Source organism: Paenarthrobacter sp. MSM-2-10-13 (assembly GCF_011605365.1).
GTDB lineage: Bacteria > Actinomycetota > Actinomycetes > Actinomycetales > Micrococcaceae > Arthrobacter.
Map to the genome: position 1 here is coordinate 85,926 of NZ_JAAOXO010000004.1, position 21,114 is coordinate 107,039.

Annotated in this window: 24 protein-coding genes and 1 pseudogene; 15 read left to right on the forward strand and 10 right to left on the reverse strand. The window is 60.4% G+C overall.

Annotated features, from left to right (window positions below; all coding sequences use genetic code 11):
* Positions 1 to 24: 24 nt before the first annotated feature.
* The gene (locus HAV21_RS11005) at positions 25 to 2,682 is read left to right on the forward strand and encodes a DUF4118 domain-containing protein (protein ID WP_166841728.1); all 2,658 of its coding nucleotides are present in this window, start codon (positions 25 to 27) and stop codon (positions 2,680 to 2,682) included.
* On the forward strand, positions 2,679 to 3,356 hold the full coding sequence (locus HAV21_RS11010) for a response regulator (RefSeq protein ID WP_166841729.1): 678 nt from the start codon (positions 2,679 to 2,681) through the stop codon (positions 3,354 to 3,356). Before HAV21_RS11005 ends, HAV21_RS11010 begins: the two co-directional genes overlap by 4 nt.
* 53 nt (positions 3,357 to 3,409) lie before the next feature.
* Here the strand turns inward: HAV21_RS11010 and HAV21_RS11015 are convergent, their stop codons facing one another.
* On the reverse strand, positions 3,410 to 3,868 hold the full coding sequence (locus tag HAV21_RS11015) for an SRPBCC domain-containing protein (protein ID WP_166841730.1): 459 nt from the start codon (positions 3,866 to 3,868) through the stop codon (positions 3,410 to 3,412).
* 101 nt (positions 3,869 to 3,969) lie between these two features.
* On the opposite strand from HAV21_RS11015, the gene HAV21_RS11020 reads away from it, so the two are divergent.
* From HAV21_RS11020 to HAV21_RS11035, 3 genes are all read left to right on the forward strand, one after another.
* Complete coding sequence (locus HAV21_RS11020) at positions 3,970 to 5,139, forward strand: glycosyl hydrolase (protein ID WP_347877643.1); 1,170 nt, start codon at positions 3,970 to 3,972, stop codon at positions 5,137 to 5,139.
* A 510-nt stretch (positions 5,140 to 5,649) separates the two neighbouring features.
* Positions 5,650 to 5,973, forward strand: coding sequence for a hypothetical protein (locus HAV21_RS11030; RefSeq protein WP_166841733.1), 324 nt, complete (start codon positions 5,650 to 5,652; stop codon positions 5,971 to 5,973).
* A 192-nt stretch (positions 5,974 to 6,165) separates the two neighbouring features.
* Positions 6,166 to 6,972, forward strand: coding sequence for an ImmA/IrrE family metallo-endopeptidase (locus HAV21_RS11035; protein WP_166841734.1), 807 nt, complete (start codon positions 6,166 to 6,168; stop codon positions 6,970 to 6,972).
* Between the two features lie 82 nt (positions 6,973 to 7,054).
* On the opposite strand, the gene HAV21_RS11040 is transcribed toward HAV21_RS11035, so the two are convergent.
* Together HAV21_RS11040 and HAV21_RS11045 are read right to left on the reverse strand one after the other, a co-directional pair.
* Complete coding sequence (locus HAV21_RS11040) at positions 7,055 to 7,483, reverse strand: hypothetical protein (RefSeq protein WP_166841735.1); 429 nt, start codon at positions 7,481 to 7,483, stop codon at positions 7,055 to 7,057.
* 26 nt (positions 7,484 to 7,509) lie between these two features.
* A complete protein-coding gene (locus tag HAV21_RS11045) occupies positions 7,510 to 7,935 on the reverse strand; it encodes a hypothetical protein (protein ID WP_166841736.1) in 426 nt (141 codons plus the stop codon).
* Between the two features lie 378 nt (positions 7,936 to 8,313).
* Here HAV21_RS11045 and HAV21_RS22470 point away from each other — a divergent pair, with 378 nt between their 5' ends.
* On the forward strand, positions 8,314 to 9,321 hold the full coding sequence (locus HAV21_RS22470; RefSeq protein ID WP_208096687.1) for a hypothetical protein: 1,008 nt from the start codon (positions 8,314 to 8,316) through the stop codon (positions 9,319 to 9,321).
* A 112-nt stretch (positions 9,322 to 9,433) separates the two neighbouring features.
* Positions 9,434 to 9,646 (forward strand): hypothetical protein, encoded by a 213-nt coding sequence (locus HAV21_RS11055; protein WP_166841737.1) that lies wholly within the window; start codon positions 9,434 to 9,436, stop codon positions 9,644 to 9,646.
* Between the two features lie 129 nt (positions 9,647 to 9,775).
* On the opposite strand, the gene HAV21_RS11060 is transcribed toward HAV21_RS11055, so the two are convergent.
* Both HAV21_RS11060 and HAV21_RS11065 read right to left on the reverse strand, forming a co-directional pair.
* Complete coding sequence (locus tag HAV21_RS11060; protein WP_142938172.1) at positions 9,776 to 10,003, reverse strand: helix-turn-helix transcriptional regulator; 228 nt, start codon at positions 10,001 to 10,003, stop codon at positions 9,776 to 9,778.
* Between the two features lie 2 nt (positions 10,004 to 10,005).
* Positions 10,006 to 10,668 carry a hypothetical protein gene (locus HAV21_RS11065; protein WP_166841738.1) on the reverse strand — a complete coding sequence of 221 codons (663 nt, stop codon included), beginning with the start codon at positions 10,666 to 10,668 and terminating at the stop codon, positions 10,006 to 10,008.
* 159 nt (positions 10,669 to 10,827) lie between these two features.
* Between HAV21_RS11065 and HAV21_RS11070 the strand changes: the two genes are divergently transcribed.
* On the forward strand, positions 10,828 to 11,409 hold the full coding sequence (locus HAV21_RS11070; RefSeq protein WP_166841739.1) for a DUF1349 domain-containing protein: 582 nt from the start codon (positions 10,828 to 10,830) through the stop codon (positions 11,407 to 11,409).
* Positions 11,410 to 11,534: 125 nt separating this feature from the next.
* The gene (locus HAV21_RS11075) at positions 11,535 to 12,047 is read left to right on the forward strand and encodes a hypothetical protein (RefSeq protein ID WP_166841740.1); all 513 of its coding nucleotides are present in this window, start codon (positions 11,535 to 11,537) and stop codon (positions 12,045 to 12,047) included.
* A gap of 48 nt (positions 12,048 to 12,095) precedes the next feature.
* On the opposite strand, the gene HAV21_RS11080 is transcribed toward HAV21_RS11075, so the two are convergent.
* The 3 genes from HAV21_RS11080 to HAV21_RS11090 are packed head-to-tail and all read right to left on the reverse strand — an operon-like array spanning position 12,096 to position 14,707.
* Positions 12,096 to 12,686, reverse strand: coding sequence for a TetR/AcrR family transcriptional regulator (locus HAV21_RS11080; RefSeq protein WP_208096689.1), 591 nt, complete (start codon positions 12,684 to 12,686; stop codon positions 12,096 to 12,098).
* A gap of 15 nt (positions 12,687 to 12,701) precedes the next feature.
* A complete protein-coding gene (locus tag HAV21_RS11085; RefSeq protein ID WP_166841742.1) occupies positions 12,702 to 13,991 on the reverse strand; it encodes an ABC transporter permease in 1,290 nt (429 codons plus the stop codon).
* On the reverse strand, positions 13,988 to 14,707 hold the full coding sequence (locus tag HAV21_RS11090; protein WP_166841743.1) for an ABC transporter ATP-binding protein: 720 nt from the start codon (positions 14,705 to 14,707) through the stop codon (positions 13,988 to 13,990). The genes HAV21_RS11085 and HAV21_RS11090 overlap by 4 nt, the downstream gene beginning before the upstream one ends.
* 108 nt (positions 14,708 to 14,815) lie before the next feature.
* Here HAV21_RS11090 and HAV21_RS11095 point away from each other — a divergent pair, with 108 nt between their 5' ends.
* From HAV21_RS11095 to HAV21_RS11110, 4 genes are all read left to right on the forward strand, one after another.
* The gene (locus HAV21_RS11095) at positions 14,816 to 15,697 is read left to right on the forward strand and encodes an NmrA family NAD(P)-binding protein (protein WP_166841744.1); all 882 of its coding nucleotides are present in this window, start codon (positions 14,816 to 14,818) and stop codon (positions 15,695 to 15,697) included.
* 28 nt (positions 15,698 to 15,725) lie between these two features.
* On the forward strand, positions 15,726 to 15,848 hold the full coding sequence (locus tag HAV21_RS22570; RefSeq protein WP_166841745.1) for a DUF4193 family protein: 123 nt from the start codon (positions 15,726 to 15,728) through the stop codon (positions 15,846 to 15,848).
* A gap of 52 nt (positions 15,849 to 15,900) precedes the next feature.
* Complete coding sequence (locus tag HAV21_RS11105) at positions 15,901 to 16,308, forward strand: MarR family transcriptional regulator (RefSeq protein ID WP_243753243.1); 408 nt, start codon at positions 15,901 to 15,903, stop codon at positions 16,306 to 16,308.
* 152 nt (positions 16,309 to 16,460) lie between these two features.
* Complete coding sequence (locus HAV21_RS11110) at positions 16,461 to 16,640, forward strand: hypothetical protein (protein ID WP_142938166.1); 180 nt, start codon at positions 16,461 to 16,463, stop codon at positions 16,638 to 16,640.
* Between the two features lie 73 nt (positions 16,641 to 16,713).
* Here the strand turns inward: HAV21_RS11110 and HAV21_RS11115 are convergent, their stop codons facing one another.
* Positions 16,714 to 18,177: a protein adenylyltransferase SelO gene (locus HAV21_RS11115; RefSeq protein ID WP_166841747.1), complete on the reverse strand. Its 1,464-nt coding sequence runs from the start codon at positions 18,175 to 18,177 to the stop codon at positions 16,714 to 16,716.
* A gap of 176 nt (positions 18,178 to 18,353) precedes the next feature.
* Between HAV21_RS11115 and HAV21_RS11120 the strand changes: the two genes are divergently transcribed.
* Entirely contained in the window at positions 18,354 to 19,481 is a 1,128-nt protein-coding gene (locus tag HAV21_RS11120) for a hypothetical protein (RefSeq protein WP_243753244.1), read from the forward strand.
* Positions 19,482 to 19,498: 17 nt separating this feature from the next.
* On the opposite strand, the pseudogene HAV21_RS11125 reads toward HAV21_RS11120, so the two are convergent.
* Positions 19,499 to 20,023, reverse strand: a pseudogene (locus tag HAV21_RS11125) (serine protease); the annotation flags it as partial.
* A 24-nt stretch (positions 20,024 to 20,047) separates the two neighbouring features.
* Between HAV21_RS11125 and HAV21_RS11130 the strand changes: the two are divergent.
* Entirely contained in the window at positions 20,048 to 21,079 is a 1,032-nt protein-coding gene (locus tag HAV21_RS11130) for an S-layer homology domain-containing protein (protein WP_243753245.1), read from the forward strand.
* Positions 21,080 to 21,114 lie beyond the last annotated feature (35 nt).

A 21,114-nucleotide genomic window follows, 5' to 3' on the forward strand; every position in this document is an offset into this window, starting at 1 on the left:
CGTTCAGAGTGAAAGAATAAAAACATGGCGCGGGCAACACTGAGGATCTTTCTGGGGGCGGCACCCGGCGTCGGCAAAACCTACGCCATGCTCGAGGAAGCCCACAGGTTGCTGGGCAGGGGCGAGGACGTGGTGGTGGCGTTTGCCATGCACCACGGCCGCGCCGACACCCAAGCCCTCATCCATGGACTGGAAACCCTGCCACCGCGGGTGATCGAGTACAGGGGAAGCACCTTTGAGGAAATGGACCTGGACGCGGTCCTCGCCCGGCACCCCCACACTGCGGTGGTTGACGAATACGCGCACACGAACATTCCGGGTAGCCGCAACGAAAAACGCTGGCAGGACATAGAAGAGCTTCTGGAGGCAGGCATCAACGTCCTGTCCACAGTGAACGTGCAGCACCTGGCCTCCCTGGGCGACGTTGTCAGTGCCATCACCGATGTGAAGCAGGCCGAAACAGTCCCGGACGATGTTGTGCGGCGTGCCGATCAGATCCACCTGGTGGACATCTCACCGGAACTCCTCAGGCAGCGCCTGGGCGACGGCAAGATCTACGCTGCAGATAAGGTCGATGCCGCGCTGTCCAACTACTTCCGCGTAGGCAACCTGACAGCGCTGCGTGAACTGGCGCTGCTCTGGCTTGCGGACCGCGTGGACGAAGGACTGGCACGCTACCGGGCCGAGAACAACATCGAGAACAGTTGGCCTGCGCGTGAACGCATTGTCATTGGCCTCACCGGCGGTCCCGAGGGTGAAGTGCTCATCCGACGGGCAGCACGAATCCTCAAAAGGGTAAACGGCGGGGACCTCCTGGCCGTCCATGTGCGCGCGGCCGATGGTGTGGCAGCAGAATCTCCCCACGACCTGGAAGCCCAGCGAACCTTGATCAAGGACCTGGGCGGCAGCTACCACACGGTCTCCGGTGAAGACCCCGCCCAAGCGTTGCTTGACTTCGCCCGCAGCGTGAATGCCACCCAGATTGTGGTGGGCGTTTCGCGGCGTAAGTTCCCGGCCGGCTTCCTGACAGGCGGCGTGGGAAGCCGCGTGGTGAAGGGCTCCGGCGATATTGATGTCCACATGGTTTCCCACCCCTTGGGAGGCCGGGGGTTGGAGCGCACCCGGAAACGGGACCTTGGACGTGTCCGGGTGGCAGTGGGATTTGCCATGGCCGTTGTGGTGCCGGTGCTGCTGCAGCTGCTCCTGGCAGCGGCACCGTCGCACAACATCGCCACGGCAGTCCTCATCCAGCTCAGCGGTTCCGTAGCCGTGGCTTTGGTGGGCGGCCTATGGCCCGCACTCCTCGGTGCCCTGTGGAGCAGTCTGCTGGTGAACTACTTCTCCGTCCCGCCGTTGGGGACACTGACCATCAACGACCCCCAAAATTTGCTGGCCCTGCTGGTTTTCGCGGGAGTTTCCTCAGCCGTGGCCGTGGTGGTGGACCTCTCCGCCAGGCGATCCAAAGAAGCGGCACGGGCACGGTCCGAGGCCGCTACGTTGGGGGATCTGACCCGTGGGGCCTCTACCGCGGAAGATCCCGTCCAAGGCCTCCTGGAGCAGGCGTTGGATGTTTTCCAGGTCCGCGCCGCTGCGTTGTTCGTTACTGCGGACAGGAACCAATCTTCTTCTGCTTCCGTCTCCTCCACCGCAGACGGACCGCAATGGCAGCTGGTGGCCTCGGCAGGCAACCCGGAGGCCGACCCGGACGATACCGAAAACATTGAGCAAGTTGACGGCGGCACCCGGCTTGTCCTCACCGGCAGAGTCCTTCCCGCCAGTGACCGCCGGCTACTGGGCGCTTTTGGGGCACACCTTTCAGCGCTGCTGGAACGCCGCCAACTTGCAACCACCCGCCGCGAAATGATGCGCCTTGCCGAGAGCAACACCATGCGGACATCCATCCTGCGCGCCGTGTCCCACGACCTGCGCACCCCCCTGGCCGGGATCAAGCTCGCGGTGGGAGGCCTCCGCCAACCGGGTGTCCACTACACCGAGCAGGAAGAAGAAGAGCTGCTGGCCACCATCGATGAATGCTCCGATCGCCTGGACGGGCTGGTGGGCAATCTGTTGGACATGTCACGGATCACCTCAGACTCCGTTAATGCCCTCATCAAACCTGTCCGCTGGAACGAGGTAATCCATGCTGCCCTGCACGGCATCACGCCCGGACGGGTCAGGGTGGACCTGCCACCGAACATGCCCGAAATAGACGCCGACGCCGGGATGCTGGAACGGGTCATAGCCAACATCGCCGAAAACGCGGTGAAGTACGCACCAGACTCAGACGTAGTAATAGTGGGCGCCGCCGGTGGTCTCAGCAACACCACCTTGGCAGGCAGGCCGGCAGGCGAACTCCGCATCATTGATCACGGCCAAGGCGTGCCCGCGGCCAATGTGCTCAAGATGTTCCAGCCTTTCCAAAGGCTGGACGACGTGCCCGCCGCCACCGGCGTAGGCTTGGGACTCGCTGTGGCGCAGGGCTTCACCGAAGCCATGGGCGGTACCCTCACCGCAGAAGAAACCCCAGGCGGCGGACTGACAATGCTGATCAGGCTGCCCTTGTCCACAGGTCCCGACTTTGACTCGCCACAACGCTCCGCAGCGCCCGGACTACCCAAAGTGCCCGGTCTCCCCGAAGTGCCCGGTCTCCCCGAAGTGCCCGCCCAGAAAGGTCTTGAGTGAACACCATCCTGGTTGTTGACGATGATCCCCACATTGTCCGGGCACTAGCCATCACTTTGAAAGGCCAAGGGTACGCGGTAGTCACGGCCGCGGACGGGCAATCGGCACTTCACTCAGCCGCCCAAAAACCTGTCTCAGTGATCATCCTGGACCTGGGCTTGCCCGACATGGACGGCACAGCAGTCATTTCAGCGTTGCGGGAGTGGAGTTCGGTACCCATTCTGGTCCTGTCCGCCAGACATGGGTCCAGCGACAAAGTTCAGGCCCTGGATGCCGGTGCTGATGACTACATCACCAAACCGTTCGGACTGGACGAACTGCTGGCACGGCTTCGGGTGCTGCTGCGCCGCAGGAACGAATCCGGCGAGGACATCACTGTGGTGACAACAAGTTCTTTCACAGTGGATCTGGACAAGCGGCAGATCACCAAGTCCGGTACGGATGTTCGCATGACCCCAACGGAGTGGAACATCCTGGACATCCTGCTCAGGAATCCGGACAAGCTGATCACCCAGCAGCAGCTCCTCACGGAGGTCTGGGGACCCGCCTACGCCAAGGAAGCAAACTACCTTCGCGTCTATATGGCCCAGCTCAGGCGCAAGCTCGAGACAGAGCCAAGCAACCCCCGGCATCTGATCACCGAGCCGGGCATGGGCTACAGGTTTGTTCCGTAGCTGGTTCGTTCCGTTGCCGGTTTGTCCCGTAGCCGGCGGCAGCAGCGCCGTCGTTATTCCTTTTCCTTTTCGGCCGCCGCCTTCAGGTCTGCCGCGAACCGGGTGAAGCTGGCGTCAAAGGACGGGATCTTTGATGCAAAGAGCGGAAAGACGGGACCGCCGATCTTCTCGGCCATCTCAAAGAGGGAGCGCCCGTCGTTGGTCTCCATGATGGTGTAAACCCTGGTTCCCAGAGCGTCACCCCAGGCGAGCTTTTGTGGGGCTTGGAACTCTTTGACCTTGAGTGTGAAGGTACGGCTGGGATCCAGCGTGGAGACCAGCTTGATTTTTGATCCCGGGGCGATTTCACCGTCCACCGAAACCACCGTGGAGTTCCATGCGGGGTAGCCTTTGGCATCAGTGAGAAGCCGCCACACAGTGGACGGAGGCGCGTCGATGGTGGTGGAGACCCGGGTTTCACGGCTGAAAGTTTTACTGATTGTGGTGGCAGTACCGTCAGGTGTTTCAGGCATTTTCGGTCTCCTTATCGCGCGAAATGCGGTGGTGCTTCTGATGCTACAGCGGCGCTGCTACATTGAAAGCCATGACTTGGGGGCTCGGGAAGTTTGGCGCTGTGATCACAACCAGCGCGTTGTTGGGCGGCTTGGTTGTCGGTTGTGCCGCGCCTCAGCCGGGCAGCTCACCCACTCCCCTGCCGGTGTGTGAGCCTACGCGTCCGTTGGCGCCAAAGGACGGGATTCTTGCCGGCGTGAACCTCGATTGGGAGCACGAGACCCTGGAGCAGTATGCGGCCAATCTTGGTCGCCGCCCGGCCGTTACAGTGACCTTCACCGACTTTCCCATGTCAGATAAAGACAAAGAGAACGTCGGCGCAGCCTTCGAACAGATCCGTGCCAATGGTGGAACCATGCTCCTCACTCTGGAGCCCAAACAGGGTTTGGCATCAGTGACGTCGGAGAAAGCAGACGAACTCGCATCAACGCTGGCCCGATTCAACAACGCAGGCGTCCCTGTCATAGTGAGGTTCGCCCACGAGATGAACGGCTCCTGGTACCCCTGGGGTCAGCAACCGGCCGCATACGTCGCCGCGTACCAGCTGGTGGCCGAAGCGGTCCACACCAAGGCTGCCGGCACCGCCATGATGTGGGCACCCAACTACGGCGGCGGTTACCCGTTCAGCGGCGGCAAATATGAAGCCGTGACCGGATCCCCTGACTTCGCAGCCCTGGACACTGACAAAGACGGAGCCATCACAGGTACTGACGATCCCTACGCGCCCTACTACCCCGGCGACAATGCCGTGGATTGGGTTGGCATGTCCCTCTACCACTGGGGCAACACTTATCCGTGGGGCGCAAACGTCATCCCGGAACCGGGGAAATTCCTTCAGCAGCTCACCGGCACCTACAACGGAGCCGGCGGAAACGATCTGGCCGTCCCCGATTTCTATGCCGACTATGGAACCGCCCGGAACAAGCCAGTGGCCATCCCCGAAACGGCCGCGCTCACTGTGGCATCCGGCGAGGGTGCCGACGTTTTGGCGATCAAGGAAGCTTGGTGGGGCCAACTCTTCGACCCCGCCATCCCCAAGGACTACCGCGCCTTGAAAATGATCAACTGGTTCGAGTGGGACAAGAACGAAGTAGAGGTCAAGGCCACCGTGGACTGGACTGCGACCAAGGACCCGCTGGTTCGGGAGGCCTACACCGCAGCCCTCCCCGACTGGTTCACCTTTGCCGAGACCCCTGAGAAGTGCACACCCGCCGAAAGCGCGGCTTCCTGAGCTAGGGCCACAGGTTCTGTGCGCGGGCCGCAGCCGAGCTGTGGTTACTGCCGTCAATCGCGAGGGAGCACTCCTCCCTACGAAGGATCCACGTCAGCTGGAACCTACGGATCAATTTGCGAACGCCCCGTCACATTCTCCATGGAAACAACTACCGAGCCGGCAGGACCCGAGTCGCTCGGCAGGGACACGGTATATGGGCGTGGCGCGTAGACCGTGCAACTACAATGGTGTAGTTATTAGAATGTGTGAGACCTATAACTGGTGTGGGGGACTGACCTTTTACGATGTCACCAATACCTAGACCTGAAAACTGCTTCCTCGACTCCCAAATTAGGCTCTCCAGACGCGGAGGCGCTCGTTGGCGCAACGCAGACGGTTCTCGACTCTGGGAATGGGACTCACTGCACGGTCATATTGAGGGTTACACGAAACGTGGACACCATATAGGTGTCTTTGACGCTATTACCGGTGAACGCATCGGAGCAGCTGTAGCAGGGAGGAAGATCGATGTTTGACGGACGCGGAACGTTCATTTCGGCCTGTCTCTCTGGCACTGCCTTGCTGGATGACGTTGACGACTGGGTGGAAGAATGGCACGAGTCGCCGCAAGACATGAGCCTGGACGATTTTCTCGGTTTCAGCCACGAAGAAGGGGCGCTGTGGGCGGAACGTCCCGAGTCTCTTCGTTTTATCGTGGCGGCTCATAGATACGGCAAACCAGTGCAAACGATCTTGCTCAGCCGGGATGATTTTGCTTTGGCGGCCCGCGCGAGTGATTCCGCGGAGGCGACAGCAGTCCTCGGCTGGCTCCGCCAGACAAACCGTCTGTGACCTCAATTGCCAATACCATCGCCGGTAACGGCTGCTCGGCGGCTAGCTTCGACGGTCGTTCAGCGTTTTGATTTAGTTCCCCCCGTTGATGTGGAGTTCTTACTGCGCTCTAGGGCTGAGTTGACGAGAGTCGATTGGCCGATTGAGTCGGTAGATGCCGTACTGACAGGCTTGGCAGGGGACCCCCGCAAGGTGGCAGTCTTCATCCGCGCCACGGATAATCTGCTACGGGAGCGCTTTACTATGGCTCATGAACTCGGCCATCTCCTGTTGCCTTGGCATCTTCCAAACGCAAACTGCGAGGTTGGAGAAGGAGCGCTGGATCTGCCGACTTACTCGTTAGAAGCAGAAGCCGACGTCTTCGCTTCTTGCCTTCTTGTCCCTGATGCCTGGCTCCTGCATCAGGTCCAGCGGTTTGGAGACGACATGTCGCAACTGCTGCGAGAACTCAACGCAGCCGAAGTCACTACAGCTGCAGCTCTCCAAGCCCTCCGCCGATATCTACTCGCAGGATGGGTATTCGTGAGTTATGGCGAGCGGCAGGTCATTACTGCAACTCGGGGCACCAGGCTGCCGCACGCATCGACCAACGAAGAAGTAGTCGCCTATCTTGCTGGAGAGTGCCACGCACAAGGGGAGGCATCGCTGAACGGATTCCCTGTTCAGTGGTACCGAATGGTCGAGTCGGTTGCCCTGCCTCAAAGGAGCCCTGATGACGTCCGATCTGACCGTCAGGTCCTATTGGACGCGATCGCAATGGTCGAACCAGATTCGCAGCGCCGCAATTCAATTGCCCAGTCTGCCAATGGCAAAGTTGGTGGTGCACTGAGAGAAGCTGGCGGGCGCTCGGCAAACCTGACCTTTCAAGCTGTCAGACATAGGTGCGAACAATGGGAGCACTCAAAGTTGCTAGCACAACCCGATTTCTTACTCTGGCTCGCCGAACGCTCCCGCGCTGTGGAAACCGGCATGACCAAACGGCGAAGGCCCAAGAGCTAACGCGATGGTCTCGGCTCTGAGTTGAGTCAGCTATTCTGAAGCCAGCCGCCGTCGACGTTTGGCTTTCAGGCTTGAAAACAGGTTAGGACTTATCGCCGCGCGGAACCGGCTGGGGCGGGACGGCAGGGTCCGACGCCGGTATACAGAACCTCAGCCCGTCGCCCCAAAACCCGCTATTGGTGCAGAACAGTGGCACCGCCTCGTCGCCGACGTGGAGTGTGGGATTCCGCATGCGTTTGGATGATGAGTAGCTCAACTCCACCGTGCCGTCAGGTGTCTTGCAGCTGTAGGCGCCGTTCCACGGACTCAAGTCTTCGCAGGTATTGAGTTCCCGCGATACGCCATCCCGGTCCACGTACTCCCAGGTCCTGTCCGCCTTCTGGCCGACTTGAATGACGGAGTTTGGAACCGAGCGGGCATAGTCGCGGGTAAATGGGCGCTCGTCACAGCCCGCGGCCGTCAGAGTTAGCAGCGCAAGCAGAGCAAAGCCTATTTTTGTTTCACGACGCATTCCGTTGTCCCCCAAGGCAGGTTTGATTAGTGCTCCGACGGTATGTCTACCCTGCCGGTGGAACTCGGCTTAGGTGAACCCCGTAGCCTGCGGAGCTGCGAAGCCCGGAACTCCTGAACGGACAGCGTGACCGCATAGAACGTGAAGGCACCAGCCAGAGCAGTCAGAAACAGCGCGCCCCACATTGGACCTTGTCCTTGCCCCAGCGGCGCAAAGAAAAGCACCACCGAAAAGACTGTAAGTATCGCGGCAACCACCGCGAGAATACCCATTCCCCACCACGTGCTGACCTGCGCATGACCGCGGCCAGGGGCAAAACCAATCTCGTCCGCCGGGTAGCTGTGGAGTTCGCCGGTGTTGGTGTTGAGAAGGACCCGCTTCTCCCCTGCTGCAACCGCCGCCTTGTGCTCGGCATACACGGCGTCATTGTGGCGCTCGCGGTCTGAATACATGATCTGTTTCCTTATTTGCTTTCGAACAAGGTCTCAGAACCACCGGGCAATTCCCCGTCTCATTCGCCCGAGCTTGGCGTTGGCCACTTCCAGCGACCATCCTCGGTGATCTCGTAGGCCACCTGACCAAAGAGGAAATCACTCGTGCCAGCTGGGTTGCCACCATGCGCCCGGTAAATGACCTTTGTGGCCACCATTCGATGGCCGATCCTCAATGTCGAACAGATAGTCATCCAGTGATTTCACCTAGTCAGTAAACCATCCACCAAGGTGGCCAGCGAAAGATTCTGGCAGACGTGTAATCAATCGGCCCCTGCCGGAAACAACATGTATGAGCAGAAGAACTGCTCCATCACTCCGTGGGGGAAGGAACCCAAAATGAAGTACCGTCGATCCGGACACGCCAAGTACGCCACTCTCGCAACACTCACCCTGGCACTCACGCTCGCCGCCTGCGCACCGGCTACCCCGGTCGCCAGTAATTCATTCACCACTGCGGCAGCAGAAACCAGTAGCCTGGTGGATCTCCCCGCAGTTCCTTTGGAAGAAGTAGTTGCTGCTCCGGTTTCCGAACACAACCCCTCCGCACAAGTCAGCCAGCCGGAAGTCGCTGTTCCCCTGGCCAATGCTCCCGTCGTGATCACTCCCGTGCAGGAAGTAAACGTTCCGTATCCGGCAGCACCGACAACTCCCGCAGTGTCCGCTGAACCTGTTGTTCCCGCGCCACCTGTTGTTCCCGCGCCGCCGGCGGATCCGGCACCGCAGGCAACCAATCCGCCGTCGACCGTTGCTCCTTCCGCGCCAGAACCAGCGCCGATAACACCCACCGAACCGTCAACCCCTCACGTCTCGCCCGATTACCCGCAGATCGGCTTGTACACGTTCCCGGACGGACATATCTCCTTCCTGCTGCCGGCGGACTGGACCGCTCAAACCGAGCGACTGCCCTTCGACTTGAACGGTAAGCACTACGAAACAGTCATAGCGCACGTCCATGACGAAACGGGCGCTGAGGTTGCGCAGATCACCAGCGGTATTTATGGCGGCGTGGTGGGCGGGCCAGTGAACCGCACCATCCTGGACTCCCAGCCACTGACCGGCTTCAATAGCCGACACGGAGCCTCCCACTTCGCCTTCTTCAAGGACGAATATCCCTTTGACACCGAATACACCCGCTACTTCATGGGTGTGGTGACAGATGACTTAATGACTGAGGGCCCGGACAGCACCTCGGCCAGCAGCTTCCTGATCATGGGCAACGGCGGAGCGCAAGCCACTACCAACATCGAAGTTTCCATGACCCCCGAAAGCGCCGCGGCCTGGATGGAAACCGAGCAGTACAGCAAGCTCAAGGCCCTCCTGACGAGCCTCCAGTACGCGGAGTAACGGCTCAGGCCCCGCCCGACACCCGCACGCCGGTCCAAAGGTGTGCGGGTATCGCGGTGGCGCCCAAATTCCCGCTTGAACCGCTCAATTCCACATCTCGAGAGAAACGAACATGGAACTTTTCGATGCCCACACTGCAGTAATGTCCGCCGTCCTGCTGGTTCACGTCGTGGGGGTGCTGATTGTTGCCGTTACAGCAGTCGTGCTGGTGACGTTGATGTTCGCGGTGGTCTTGGCCGTGCGCGGAGTCAAAGTCACATGGGCACTGCTCAGAAGCCGCGCAGCTGAGACGAAGCAGTTGCCGGGAGTCTCAGTTCCCGTCTAATTGCAGCTGCCCCAGCCGCCAGTGGATGATCTCCCGAATAAGATCGATGGGAAGTGGCGCGCTGTGGCGTAGCTGAACAAGGTGGTCCGTGGTTCAAGGCCGATCCTAGTCCGTCTGAACAGGCAGGCCCTAGTCGATGACCAGCAGGTCGCCTACCTCACATTCAAGTACCCGGCAGATGGCTGCCAGGGTGGAGAACCGGATAGCCCTAGCCCTGTCATTTTTTAGGACGGAGAGATTTGCGAGAGTAACCCCTACCTCCCGGCTCAAGTCTGTCAACGTCATACCCCGCTGCTCCAGAAGCTCATCGAGCCGGCAATGAATCATGTCCTCGTCGGCTTGTTTAGCCGGAGCCATCGCTATACCAGCCCCTCGGTGTCGCGCTGCAGTTGCGCACCCTTCGCGAACACAGCGGCCAGGAGCAGAAGGGCGACGCCCAATACCACTGGCAGGAGGTCGACGCTGAAGACAATGTAGTAGTCGAGATTGCCCTTGCCAATTGGACTCTCGACAGTGAGCACATTGTCCAAGCTGTCTACGATCAAGAGTTTGCTGAATCCCTGAAGAATCGGAACGACCACCCCGATCAGGACAAGCACGCCACCCATGATGGAGATAGAACGAGTTAGTGTCGGTGCGAACGGCACCCCCCGCAGCAAACGCCAGCACAGCATGATCACGGCCGCACACACCAGCAGAGTGGTTAGCTGCCCGAGGACCGCGGCTGCTGTATTCAGGACCAGTGCGTCTCGAGGAAGGTCGTGGAGGACGAGGTCGATATTGCCTCCATGGAGAACCTGCTGAACTTTGGGGCCAAGAATGCTGGGAGCGGAGGGATCTGTCCTGCTGATGCCCAAGGTTGGCAAAGCCACCGTGGTCACCCCGGCAAACGCATAGCCAACTGTGGACACAAGCCTAAGGATCGCCGCCACAGCGACTCCACAGGCAGCTACTAGGAGGAGCCACAAGCCCACCTTTGCCACCACGTTAACCGACGTTTTGGTCGAGAATGCAGTTTTCACGCGCCCGCTCCTTATCGTTTATCAATATATTGATAAACGATAACACGTCAGCTTGCCGCATGTCCTTGGAATCGGAAAGTCCGCATCGAATACGCTGATCCAAACGCCAGCTGCCTAGAAGCACTGGAACTTTCATGCGCTGAAACATCAAGGAGTCCTGTGCCGACTGACATCCCCTGGAACCGCGGCGAGTGGACCAACCAGCCAGCCGCCGTCGTCGAGCAGGAAGGCGACCTCCTGGTTACCGCGGCCGAAAGCAGCGACGCTTGGCGCGTCACGTCTTACGGTTTCATCCACGACACCGAACACGCACTGCTCGCCCCCTTCGCGCAGGAGAGCGCTATGGAGGTTGAGTTTACGGCCGCGTTCTCCCAACAGTTCGACCAAGCGGGCATCTTCGTCCGCATCAGCGCCGAGCATTGGATCAAGGCTGGCGTGGAATTCGCCGACGGCGCCGCTCAACTGGGCGCGGTGGTAACCGACCGCTTCTCCGACTGGTCCCTGGCACCTGTTCCGGAATGGACCGGTGGCCGGGTCCGCATTCGGGTCAGCCGCTCCGGCGACGCCCTCACCATCCGTGCCGCTGCAGGCAGCAACGAACTCCAACTGGTGCGGGTTGTCCCGTTGGCACCCGAATTGGTGGCCGCTGCCGGGCCATTCACCTGTGCACCAACGCGCTCAGGGCTGACCGTCCCCTTTCACTCCTGGCGGGCTACGCCCCCGGACAGCCAGCTCCACTGAGGCCACCCAGCCCGGCGAACTTGCGGGCTTCACCGTTCATGAGATTATGGAGTTTCCGGCAGCCTGGCATTGACAGTGCTGCGACTCAGTTGGCTCCATAACAAGCCTATGGGGGGCACATCACGGTGGAAGATACTGCAAGTCTTTGGCGCACTGACCCTACGACGTTCCGCGACGTGGTGATCAACCGTCAAGCCTTGGAAGCTGCGCTGGAAGGCGATTGTCCACCCGTTGAACGAGTCAGGTACTTGGCATTACTCGGCCGGGACGCTGAAGCCCTGGACCAAGGCTTCAAGCTGCTGCCCCACTCGCCTGACCGCCGGGAGCTGCTGCTGGTGCTTGCCCAAATCCATCAGCGCCAGTACCGCTGGCATGATGCCGCCGTTCTCCACGAAAAAGCCTTGCGAACAGTCCGGTCACCCGAAGAGGAAGCCTACGTTCGTCACCACATTGCCCGGAGGCTCTTCGATGAGGCCCGGTTCCGTGCTGCCGCCGATGAATTTCAATGGGCGGCAGACCTATACCGCGTCGCTGATCAACCTGACCTTGCCGAAGAAAACCGCCAAGCCATGCGGCACGCCCTCCATGTTCACAGTGCCGATCAGGGCGCAGGACGATCCGCGTACGAGCTCTCCTAGAATTTCGCCCACGGCACGCAGCCGGCCGGGAGCCGCATGACAACTCCGTCAGAGGAGCCTGTCCCAGATCCATGTGAGATCCCGAAGCGATGCCGGGGCAGAGTTTCCTTCGGTTGGCCGTGCTCTGGAAAGCATGAGGGAAGACGCCATTTGCGTGATGAGGCCAGCGGATGCATCAAGTTCGCCGGGTGACCGCTTCGGATCCAGTGTTTCCAACTTGAGCCGAATGATGGTGCGTACTTCATCAGCCAAGGGCATGAGCCGACTCGCTTGGCGCTCAGCCAGCGCCGGAGACTGGCTCAGGAGGCTCAGCCTGGCACGGAGCAGCTCCGGCGAACTTTCACCATCCTCGGGCAGTTCCACGAGTTCCAAAGCACCCGAGAGGACCCCGATTTCCTGGGAGCTGAGGTACTTCCTTGTTCGTTGTTCATGGATCTGAGGGAGGTCCTTGCCGAGCAAAGCGTCTTCTTTTGTTTCGAAGTGGTTGAAGAAGGTTCGTTGGGCAACCCCTGCTTCAGCGCAAATCTGCAGCACTGTCAGTGCGGCCACGCCTTTTTCGGAGGCGAGCCGCACTGCAGCCGCTTCAATGGAACGCGCTGTCGCCCTTCCCCGGGCGTTGCTGTTTCGGCGCGTGCTCATCGAATGGTTCATGCTCTATTCATACCTCAGTGCATCGATCGGGTTTTTCTTCGCCGCCCGACGAGCCGGAAGTGTGCCAGCCAACAACGCGATAACCACGATCAAAATGATCACCGCGGCAATCCCGGAAGGTTGGAACAGGAGCAGGTTGAGGCCGGAAAGCCCCTCCAGAGGTCCACTTGCCAGGGCACTGTTGAGCGGGAATCCGATAAGGACGGCCACGACGACGCCGAGGACGCTTCCGAGGAAGCCTATAAGAACCGCTTCCAAACTGAACAACGCAAAGACACGTCCGTTGCTCATTCCCATGGCCTTCATCAAGCCAATCTCCCGTGTTCGCTCCTGCACGCTCATCAAGAGCGTGTTGACGATCCCGAAGGCCGCGGCAACCAAGGCGATAATTGCGAACGCGTTGAGGACACCAGTGATTCCACTGATGATGGTCTGAACGATACCGAGCTGATCTTGGATGGTCTGAGCTGACATGCCGGACGCGGCGATCTCTTCCTTCAATGCCGCGATCTCCGAGTCCGTGGCATCGGTCGGGAAATAGGCCACCGCAACCTGGTATCGGTCCGGTTTGTCCGAGCCGGCCTTCTGCTGCTCGGCCACCCTGTCAACCAAGGCGGCGTTGGCGCCTGCTCCCGAGCTGAGCAAGCTGGTGCGTGCCACCCCCACCACGGTTGCTTTCGTCTCGTGGCTGGCTCCCAGGACGTCGCTGAAGCCAAGTGTCACCTGCAAGCCGACTGCGTCCTGGGCGCTCGTAAGGCCCAGCGCTTCTATGTAGTCCTCAGGAAGAACGATTTGCGGCTCTTCACTTGATGCGTCGAGTTGCTTGCCAGCGGCAAGGTCAGCTTGAGCAATGGAGGAAGTGGGTGCGATGGTGAACTGGTACTTGTCGCTGGTCCCCGTCGTGATCCAATCCACGGAGACTGGTGAGATGGGAGTGACGTTGCTGAGCCCCTTGATGGCGCCGAGTGCGGCGATGTCTGCATCTGTCAGGGCCGAAGCCGAGCCAGTAAGCGGGTTACCGGCCCCATTGTCCGGGCTTGAGGTTGCGGGGTCGTATTTCCGCGGACCTGGCTCCGTTGTAGCTGTGACCGAGCTTCGGGAGATCAGAAAGACGTCCTCAGCCCCCAGCGACGCAACCTGATTTGTCACATAGCTGGAAACGCCGGCCCCGACGGCGGTGGTGAGGGTGAGGGTGAACGACCCGACGAAGAGGGCAAGGACCGTCAGAGTGGTTCTGAGCTTGCTCCGGAAGGTATTGGCAAAGGCCGAGCGGAGTAAATCGAGTGCACTCATGCTGCCACCGCCCCGGCGACGATTCGGCCATCGCGGACATGGATTTTTCTTCCACAGCGCGCGGCTAAATCTTCGTCGTGAGTGACGATCACCAGTGTGATGCCGCGTTCGCGGTTGAGGGCGAACAACTCATCTTCCACCACGCGGCCGGTCATCGAATCGAGGTTCCCGGTGGGCTCGTCGGCGAAGATGACATCCGGCTCCCCCACCAGAGCACGTGTCAGCACGACCCGCTGCTTCTGACCTCCGGACAGGTCGCTTGCTTTATTCCGGGCTTTTTCTTGCAGCCCAAAACGCTCTAAAGCCATCAGTCCGCGTTTGCGTCGTTCGGCGGGCGCCACACCGGCGATCTTCAAAGGCAGGGTCACATTTTCCAAGACCGACGTTCCGGCCGTGAGGAAGAACTGTTGAAAGACGAAACCGAAACGCCTGTTACGCAACCTGTTGACGTCCTTCACCGAAAGACTGGTTGCCTCGGTGCCCTCCACCACAATGGCACCCTCGTCCGGTTCATCCAAAAGGGCAAGGAGATGCATGAGCGTAGATTTTCCCGATCCACTCTTTCCGACGATGGCCACGGTCTCACCCTTTTCAATCCGCAGGTTCACGTCATCAAGCGCTTGGAAACGTCCCTCTCCCTTTCCATACCACTTGGATACACGCTTGACCTCAAGGAGCGGGCTTGGTGCCGGCAGGGGTTCCTTACTATTTTTCATGCATTAAGAGTAACAACAATAGGCAGTAACTGCCATATCTTGATCTCTGACACCGGGCTGGGCTAAACCTGTGGTTAGCTCACACAAAGCGCACGGAGGGAAAACCTAATGGCTGGCGAGACGATCCTGGTGACTGGTGCTACCGGAAACATAGGCAGAGTGGTGGTGGAAGAGCTGCTGGCCGCTGGTTTCAGCGTTCGCGCTGCGGGAAGGACGCCGGAATCAGTGACCCGCATATTCGGCAACAGAGTCGAATCAGTGGGGCTCGACTTCACGGACCAAAGCACATGGGCCAGCACCTTTGATGGTGTCCACCGAATGTTTCTCATGCGCCCGCCACACCTTGGCAAGCCCAAGACCCAGATGATCCCGGCACTTGAATACGCCCGTGACCACGGCGTCACACACATGGTGTTCCTCTCCCTTCAAGGAGCCGAGAAGAACAAAGCAGTCCCGCATGCCGCCATCGAAGCCTGGCTCCGTGGATCAGGCGTGACATGGACGTACGTGAGGGCATCTTTCTTCCACCAGAACCTCACAACAACACACCTGACAGACATCCGGGACCGGGACCGGATTCTGGTGCCTGCCGGACGCGGCGCCACCGCTTTCGTGGACGGAGTGGACGTGGGCGCTGTTGCAGCAGCAGCCCTTCTGGATCCCGGCAAACACGGCAACGCCGCCCTGACAGTGACAGGAAGTGAAGCTCTGACCTATGACCAGGTAGCTGGAATCCTCACAGCAGAACTCGGCAGACCCATCACCTACAGCCGCCCGGGCATCTTCCGATACCTCCGCCACTCCCGCAAAGTCCTGGGCATGCCGTGGGGCATGGCCTTGGTGACAGCAGCTATCTACACCACAGCCCGAATGGGCCTGGCTGGCGGCCTGACAGATACAGTCCACCACGTCCTCGGCCGGGAACCTGTCAGTTTCGCCGAGTTCGCCCGCCGGGAACGCGACAAATGGATCCCGAACCTGCAGAGCTGATGCTGGGAGCACCATCGGCACGGACGACGTGAAACGTGCTGATACCTTCGAGCTTCCCGGATCTGATCTCTCCGGCGAAGAACGTCAAGTAGGGATCATCCCCATCCAGAACGACGCCGCCACGTCCGATTGCTGCACAGGCCTGATGTAACCTAGTAAGTAACCTGACTATTCGGAAGCGTGGGGGTGCCTGAATGCCTGATATGGAACGATGGCCAACCAGCCGGCTGCTGTCCACTGCGGCGCGGCTTGTGGAATTGGCATGGAACGACAAATTACGTCCGCTGGGGCTGACCTATCCAGCGGTACTGACCCTGGACGCCGTGGCGACGGCAGGACCCATTACGCCCGGGGATCTTGCCCGGAGCGTCCGTGTGCAGGCTCAAACCATGGGCCCGCTACTGACCAGACTCGAATCGCGTGGGTACATCAGCCGGCAACCCAACAGATTCGACCGGCGCAGCCAACTGATATCAATTACTGACCTGGGCCTGTCACTGCTGGAGCAATCCCACCAACAGGAGGACAACGTATTGTCGGTGATCAATCTGGACTCCGAGGGGCTCCGCGAGGACCTGCTGGCAATCGTGCGGCATACAAACTTCAACTAACGGTTGAGGATAGGCCGCGTAGACGAAACTCCGCCAAACAAGGCAGTATTGAGTCAACCGCTGATGAAGCCCGGCGTTCCAAGGGGACAATTCTCTTCCCCACCCGGGCTAGCCATAATGAGCGTGATGCCCGGACAAGCAAAAAGGGCGTCATGAGTGAACTTCAAATAGGCGATAGCCTTCCGGTGGAACTTCTGAGTTTCAGGGCAGCAGAATGCCTGGTATCTACAAGCGCCAACGAATCCGAGCACGTATGCGTCCTGGATGCAGGGCACACCGGCAACCATTTGTCTGCAGGGGCAGACATGGTGGTTCGGGCGGCCTGGAGCTGAGCCAGCTGACGGCTAGCGACCCGGCCCGGCGGCTGCGTCGCTAGCCTGTCAGCAGCTTCACCCGGTAACCGCCCTATGTACCGCAGAAAGTCCGGTACGGGCCAAAGCTCTCCGGTGCAGGCTCGGCGAACTTTTCCAAGCCAGTGCGTTCGCTGTAGGGGTCATATATAGCTGCAAGCAACTGTTCCGTTGGGACCATGTCCCCCGCAGTTGCAGCAGCAAGAGCTTCCTCCACCAAGTGGTTGCGCGGGATGTAGATCGGGTTGACCCGGTCCATGGCATCGGCGTCCGGGACGGTATCCCGCCAACGAGCCAGCCACGAATCGAAGGCAGCCAAATCCAGGACCTGACGGCGTGCAGGTTCAACATCCCCGCGGGCCGCCTTGCCGAGACTGCGGAAGAACGACGTGTAGTCTGCGCGCGCCTCTTGGACCAACTCAAGGAGCTCGTCCACCAAAGGCGAGGCAACGGCGTCGTCAATCTCCTCAGCCAGCCCAAGCTTGGCCTTCATACCGTTGAACCATGTGGCGCTGTATTCCTTGCGGAATCCGCCCAGGGCATCAACGGCAAGTGCCACCGCTTGCTCCTCATCCTCATGGATCAAAGCCGCGATTGATTCGGCAAACCGGGCCAGGTTCCACTCCGCAATCAGCGGCTGGTTACGGTAGGCGTAGCGTCCCATTTCATCAATGGAGCTGTACACCGCCCCCGGATCAAAGCCGTCCATGAAAGCGCACGGGCCGTAGTCGATGGTCTCGCCGGACACAGTCATGTTGTCCGTGTTCATCACGCCGTGCACAAACCCAACCAGCATCCACTGCGCCAGAAGTCTCGCCTGGACAGAAATCACGTCCTTCAGGAGCGCGAGGTACCGGTTACTCTCACCGCCCGACGACGGGTGGTGCCGTTCGATCGCATGATCAGCCAGGCGCCGCAACAGATCCATGTCATTGCTGGCCCTGGCGTGCTGAAAACTGCCCACCCGCAGGTGACTGCTGGCCACCCGCGTCAGGACGGCCCCCGGCAGAAGAGTCTCGCGCTGAACCTGCCGCCCGGTGGCGACCACCGCTAGGGACCGGGTGGTGGGGATGTTCAGTGCAGACATCGACTCGCTGACGATGTACTCCCGCAGCATGGGCCCCACCGCGGCCAAACCATCCCCGTTCCGGGCAAACGGCGTCCGCCCCGAACCCTTGAGATGGACATCGCGGAGCTTCCCGTCAGCGCAGGCAACCTCACCGAGCAAAAGCGCGCGCCCGTCCCCCAAACGCGGAGAATAGAAACCGAACTGGTGACCCGAATACCCTTGGGCCACAGGTGTAGCTTCCTCCGGGATGGTATTACCGATCAGCAGCCGTACGCCCTCCGGGCTCCGGAGAAAATCCGGATCAAAACCAAGTTCGACGGCGAGCGGCTGGTTGAGCACCAGAAGCTGCGGATCCGGTGCTTCCTCCGCCTGCCAAGGAATGGCCAGCTCCGGGAGCTCCCGGGCGAAACGGCCCTCAAAGGCGACAGTGGAATGCGCGACTTCACTCATCTCTCAAGGATATAGATGCTGTACCCGGCGCGAAATGATGGTCCATCCCCGGCTAGCATGTGAACCACTGCCACATGGCGGGAGATCAATTTGGGGGCGGTTTCCGCCAAAAAGTTAGGCAATAAGTGGCTTCATCTGCGCAAGTGCGTCGTTTTCCAGAAACAAGAGGGTGGGCCGTGGGGCTTGCAGCCACGTCCTTGCTCGCATTCCTGGGCGGTATGGCCCTCTTCTTCAGTAACACCTTCCATCTCCCATGGACAGGCCCTGCCCGCTTCATACTCACGGGACTCGTCGGCCCGCTCACCGCGAGTCTTTCCGCCGTCGTGCTGTTGCGTCTGGCCAGCCGCGTACCTGCCGCTGGCGCCCGCTTTGTGGCGCTTGCCGCGGTGCCTGCGTGGGCGCTGGCGGCGACGGCCGCAGCGAGCTGGGCCGTCCGCTTTGACGAAGCGGACGCGAATCAGGGCTACAGCTGGTTTGGATCCTCCACGCTGCTCTTCATGATTTCGGGGTGGATCACCGGGACGGCGTGCGTGGCTGTTGCCTTGTACTCCTTGCTGGCAAGCCGGCGTTCGCATCCCGTCCGACTCTTACAAGCCGTTGTCCTGGCGGCACCGCTGGCTCTCATTCTCGGGGCAATCATGCTCATGCCTCCCATGGTAGGAACATTGGGAGCCATGGTGCTGCTGGTGGTGGCCTTAAGGCAGGACATGCCCGCCGCCTCGCGGGACGTGGTCCCTCCGCGCGTAGTTCCCCGCGAAGTGGTTGCACCGAGCCGCCGCGTTGTGGGCGGCTCGGCGCTGGGACTGCTGGTGGTTGGTCTGGCGTGTGCGGTCTTTGCCGTTACGGGGAGTACCTGGGCACCCATTGCCACGGATTCCACCCACGCCATGAACCTCGGGTTGGCCTACGGCGCGTTCGCCAGCATCCCCTTGCTGGTTCTTGCGGGACGGGTACTTGCCCCTCGCTTGGGGCCCACTACGCCGTGGTCTGTTCTTCTTGGATGCGCGTCCATGGTTGTCCAAGGGTGCGCGCAGCTCCTGGGAGCCGGCCACACCTTGCAGTGGAACGGCATCCTGATTGCAGCAACCCTCATGGGTTTTGCCATCGCACTGCCGTTGGGTGGTTTGGTGGCTGGCGGCCGTCTTACGCGCATCACTGTGGTGGCAATGATGGGTCTTGCTGCTTCCGTGGTGGGACTCCCCCTTGTGATGATGTCCGCGTTCCTGGCGCCGATCGGGTCCGCCGTCCTGCTCGTCTGGGCTCTCTTGGCCGGTAGCGTGCGGCAGCCGCGGCTTAACTCCTGAGTCGCTGTGGACTATGCCTATGGCATGCGGTAGAGAAATGCGGCCATTGCGTCTCTGTTGATGGGCGACAGGGGTTTGTAGACCCGGCTTCCGTCGGTCTCTACCCAGCCCGACGAGATCTCCATCTCGTACATCCACGCCATCTCATAGGCGAACTGCTGACCGGAGACCACATCCGCGAATGGTAAGAGGTCCATGTTCTCGAGCTGAGGAGACCCCGCGAGCCTGTGCAGGAAGGCGGCCATAGCATCCCTGTTGATCGGTGTTAGAGGTCTGTAGCTCCGAGAGCCGTCGCCTTCCACCCAGCCAGAGGAGATCTTCTGATCAGCCAACCACGCCATTTCCTTATAGAACTGCTGAGTGGTCAGCACGTCCCTGAACGGCGAGTTGGCGGGTGGGGTGTAGTTCGGCGAGCCTGCCAAGCGGTACAAGAACGCCGCCATGGCATCACGGTTGATGGGCGTCAATGGCCTGTAGGTGATCGAATTGTCCGCCTCGACCCAACCTGTGGAGATGCGCCGATCTGCTAACCACGCCATTTCCATATAAGCGATCCGGCAGAGTGGATGCCGCCGCTGGCTGGGACTGCTTGCCAATACGTCACGGACTGGGTCCTCGTAAAATACCGTTGGCAGTTGACTGTGGATGCCGCTGAATCGGCGGCAATTACGTCCACATTGCAGGGTGGCTGCGGTACCACCACGGTTGCTGTGCCAACCATCGCGGTTGAAAGCACGCCCGTTGACCCAGGCCCCATCACTTTCAGCGACGTCACTGGGTCCACACAATTCAACGCGGAAATCGCATGGCTTGCCTCGCAAGGCATTTCCACCGGTTGGGTGGAAGCGGACGGGAGCCGAACCTACAGGCCACTTACTGCCGTGAACCGTGACGCCATGGCGGCCTTCCTCTATCGACTGGCCGGCGAACCTGGCTTCACACCCCCGGCGACGTCGCCCTTCGCCGACATCACGCCGTCGAGCAAGTTCTACAAGGAAATCACCTGGCTCGCAGCAAGCGGCATCTCCACGGGTTGGACAGAACTGGATGGCTCCAAAACCTATCGCCCACTCAGCCCGGTCAATCGCGATGCCATGGCTGCCTTCCTCTACAGGTTCGGGGGCAATCCCGCCTTCACTGCTCCTGGCACTTCTCCATTCGTGGACGTCCAGGTTGGAAGCCAGTTCTACCAACAAATCACGTGGCTGGCGTCCAAGGGCATCTCCACCGGTTGGGACATCGGATACGGCTGCCGCGCCTACAACCCGGTCCAGCCAGTGGCGCGTGACGCCATGGCTGCGTTCATGTACCGGTTCGTCAACGGCGGCAACGGTGGCATCACGGGCAGCACCTGTTCGCCTCCGCCGCCTCCCGTGACGCCGCCGCCGGTGACGCCGCAGCCTCCGGTCACACCTCCGCCGCCGGTAACGCCGCAGCCACCGGCAAATCCGGGTGACAGCGTAAACTGCACGAGTTTCAGTACGTGGCAGGCCGCCCAGGCATGGTTCGACAAGTACTACCCGTGGTACGGGGACGTCGCGAAGTTGGACTCAGACAAGGACCGCATAGCCTGCGAGACTCTGCCCGGCCACCCCTAAGGACCACCAAAAAGCGGGTCCGGCTCACTATGAGC

What these genes read in the sequence shown, in the direction of transcription:
- HAV21_RS11005 (WP_166841728.1), top strand. Translation starts at nt 25, where the DNA reads ATGGCGCGGGCAACACTGAGGATCTTTCTGGGGGCGGCACCCGGCGTC.
- HAV21_RS11085 (WP_166841742.1), bottom strand. Translation starts at nt 13,991, where the DNA reads ATGAGTGCACTCGATTTACTCCGCTCGGCCTTTGCCAATACCTTCCGG.
- HAV21_RS11110 (WP_142938166.1), top strand. Translation starts at nt 16,461, where the DNA reads ATGAGTGAACTTCAAATAGGCGATAGCCTTCCGGTGGAACTTCTGAGT.
- HAV21_RS11090 (WP_166841743.1), bottom strand. Translation starts at nt 14,707, where the DNA reads ATGAAAAATAGTAAGGAACCCCTGCCGGCACCAAGCCCGCTCCTTGAG.
- HAV21_RS11060 (WP_142938172.1), bottom strand. Translation starts at nt 10,003, where the DNA reads ATGGCTCCGGCTAAACAAGCCGACGAGGACATGATTCATTGCCGGCTC.
- HAV21_RS11030 (WP_166841733.1), top strand. Translation starts at nt 5,650, where the DNA reads ATGTTTGACGGACGCGGAACGTTCATTTCGGCCTGTCTCTCTGGCACT.
- HAV21_RS11105 (WP_243753243.1), top strand. Translation starts at nt 15,901, where the DNA reads ATGGAACGATGGCCAACCAGCCGGCTGCTGTCCACTGCGGCGCGGCTT.
- HAV21_RS11045 (WP_166841736.1), bottom strand. Translation starts at nt 7,935, where the DNA reads ATGTATTCAGACCGCGAGCGCCACAATGACGCCGTGTATGCCGAGCAC.
- HAV21_RS11115 (WP_166841747.1), bottom strand. Translation starts at nt 18,177, where the DNA reads ATGAGTGAAGTCGCGCATTCCACTGTCGCCTTTGAGGGCCGTTTCGCC.
- HAV21_RS22470 (WP_208096687.1), top strand. Translation starts at nt 8,314, where the DNA reads ATGAAGTACCGTCGATCCGGACACGCCAAGTACGCCACTCTCGCAACA.
- HAV21_RS11130 (WP_243753245.1), top strand. Translation starts at nt 20,048, where the DNA reads ATGCCGCCGCTGGCTGGGACTGCTTGCCAATACGTCACGGACTGGGTC.
- HAV21_RS11095 (WP_166841744.1), top strand. Translation starts at nt 14,816, where the DNA reads ATGGCTGGCGAGACGATCCTGGTGACTGGTGCTACCGGAAACATAGGC.
- HAV21_RS11040 (WP_166841735.1), bottom strand. Translation starts at nt 7,483, where the DNA reads ATGCGTCGTGAAACAAAAATAGGCTTTGCTCTGCTTGCGCTGCTAACT.
- HAV21_RS11015 (WP_166841730.1), bottom strand. Translation starts at nt 3,868, where the DNA reads ATGCCTGAAACACCTGACGGTACTGCCACCACAATCAGTAAAACTTTC.
- HAV21_RS11055 (WP_166841737.1), top strand. Translation starts at nt 9,434, where the DNA reads ATGGAACTTTTCGATGCCCACACTGCAGTAATGTCCGCCGTCCTGCTG.
- HAV21_RS11080 (WP_208096689.1), bottom strand. Translation starts at nt 12,686, where the DNA reads ATGAGCACGCGCCGAAACAGCAACGCCCGGGGAAGGGCGACAGCGCGT.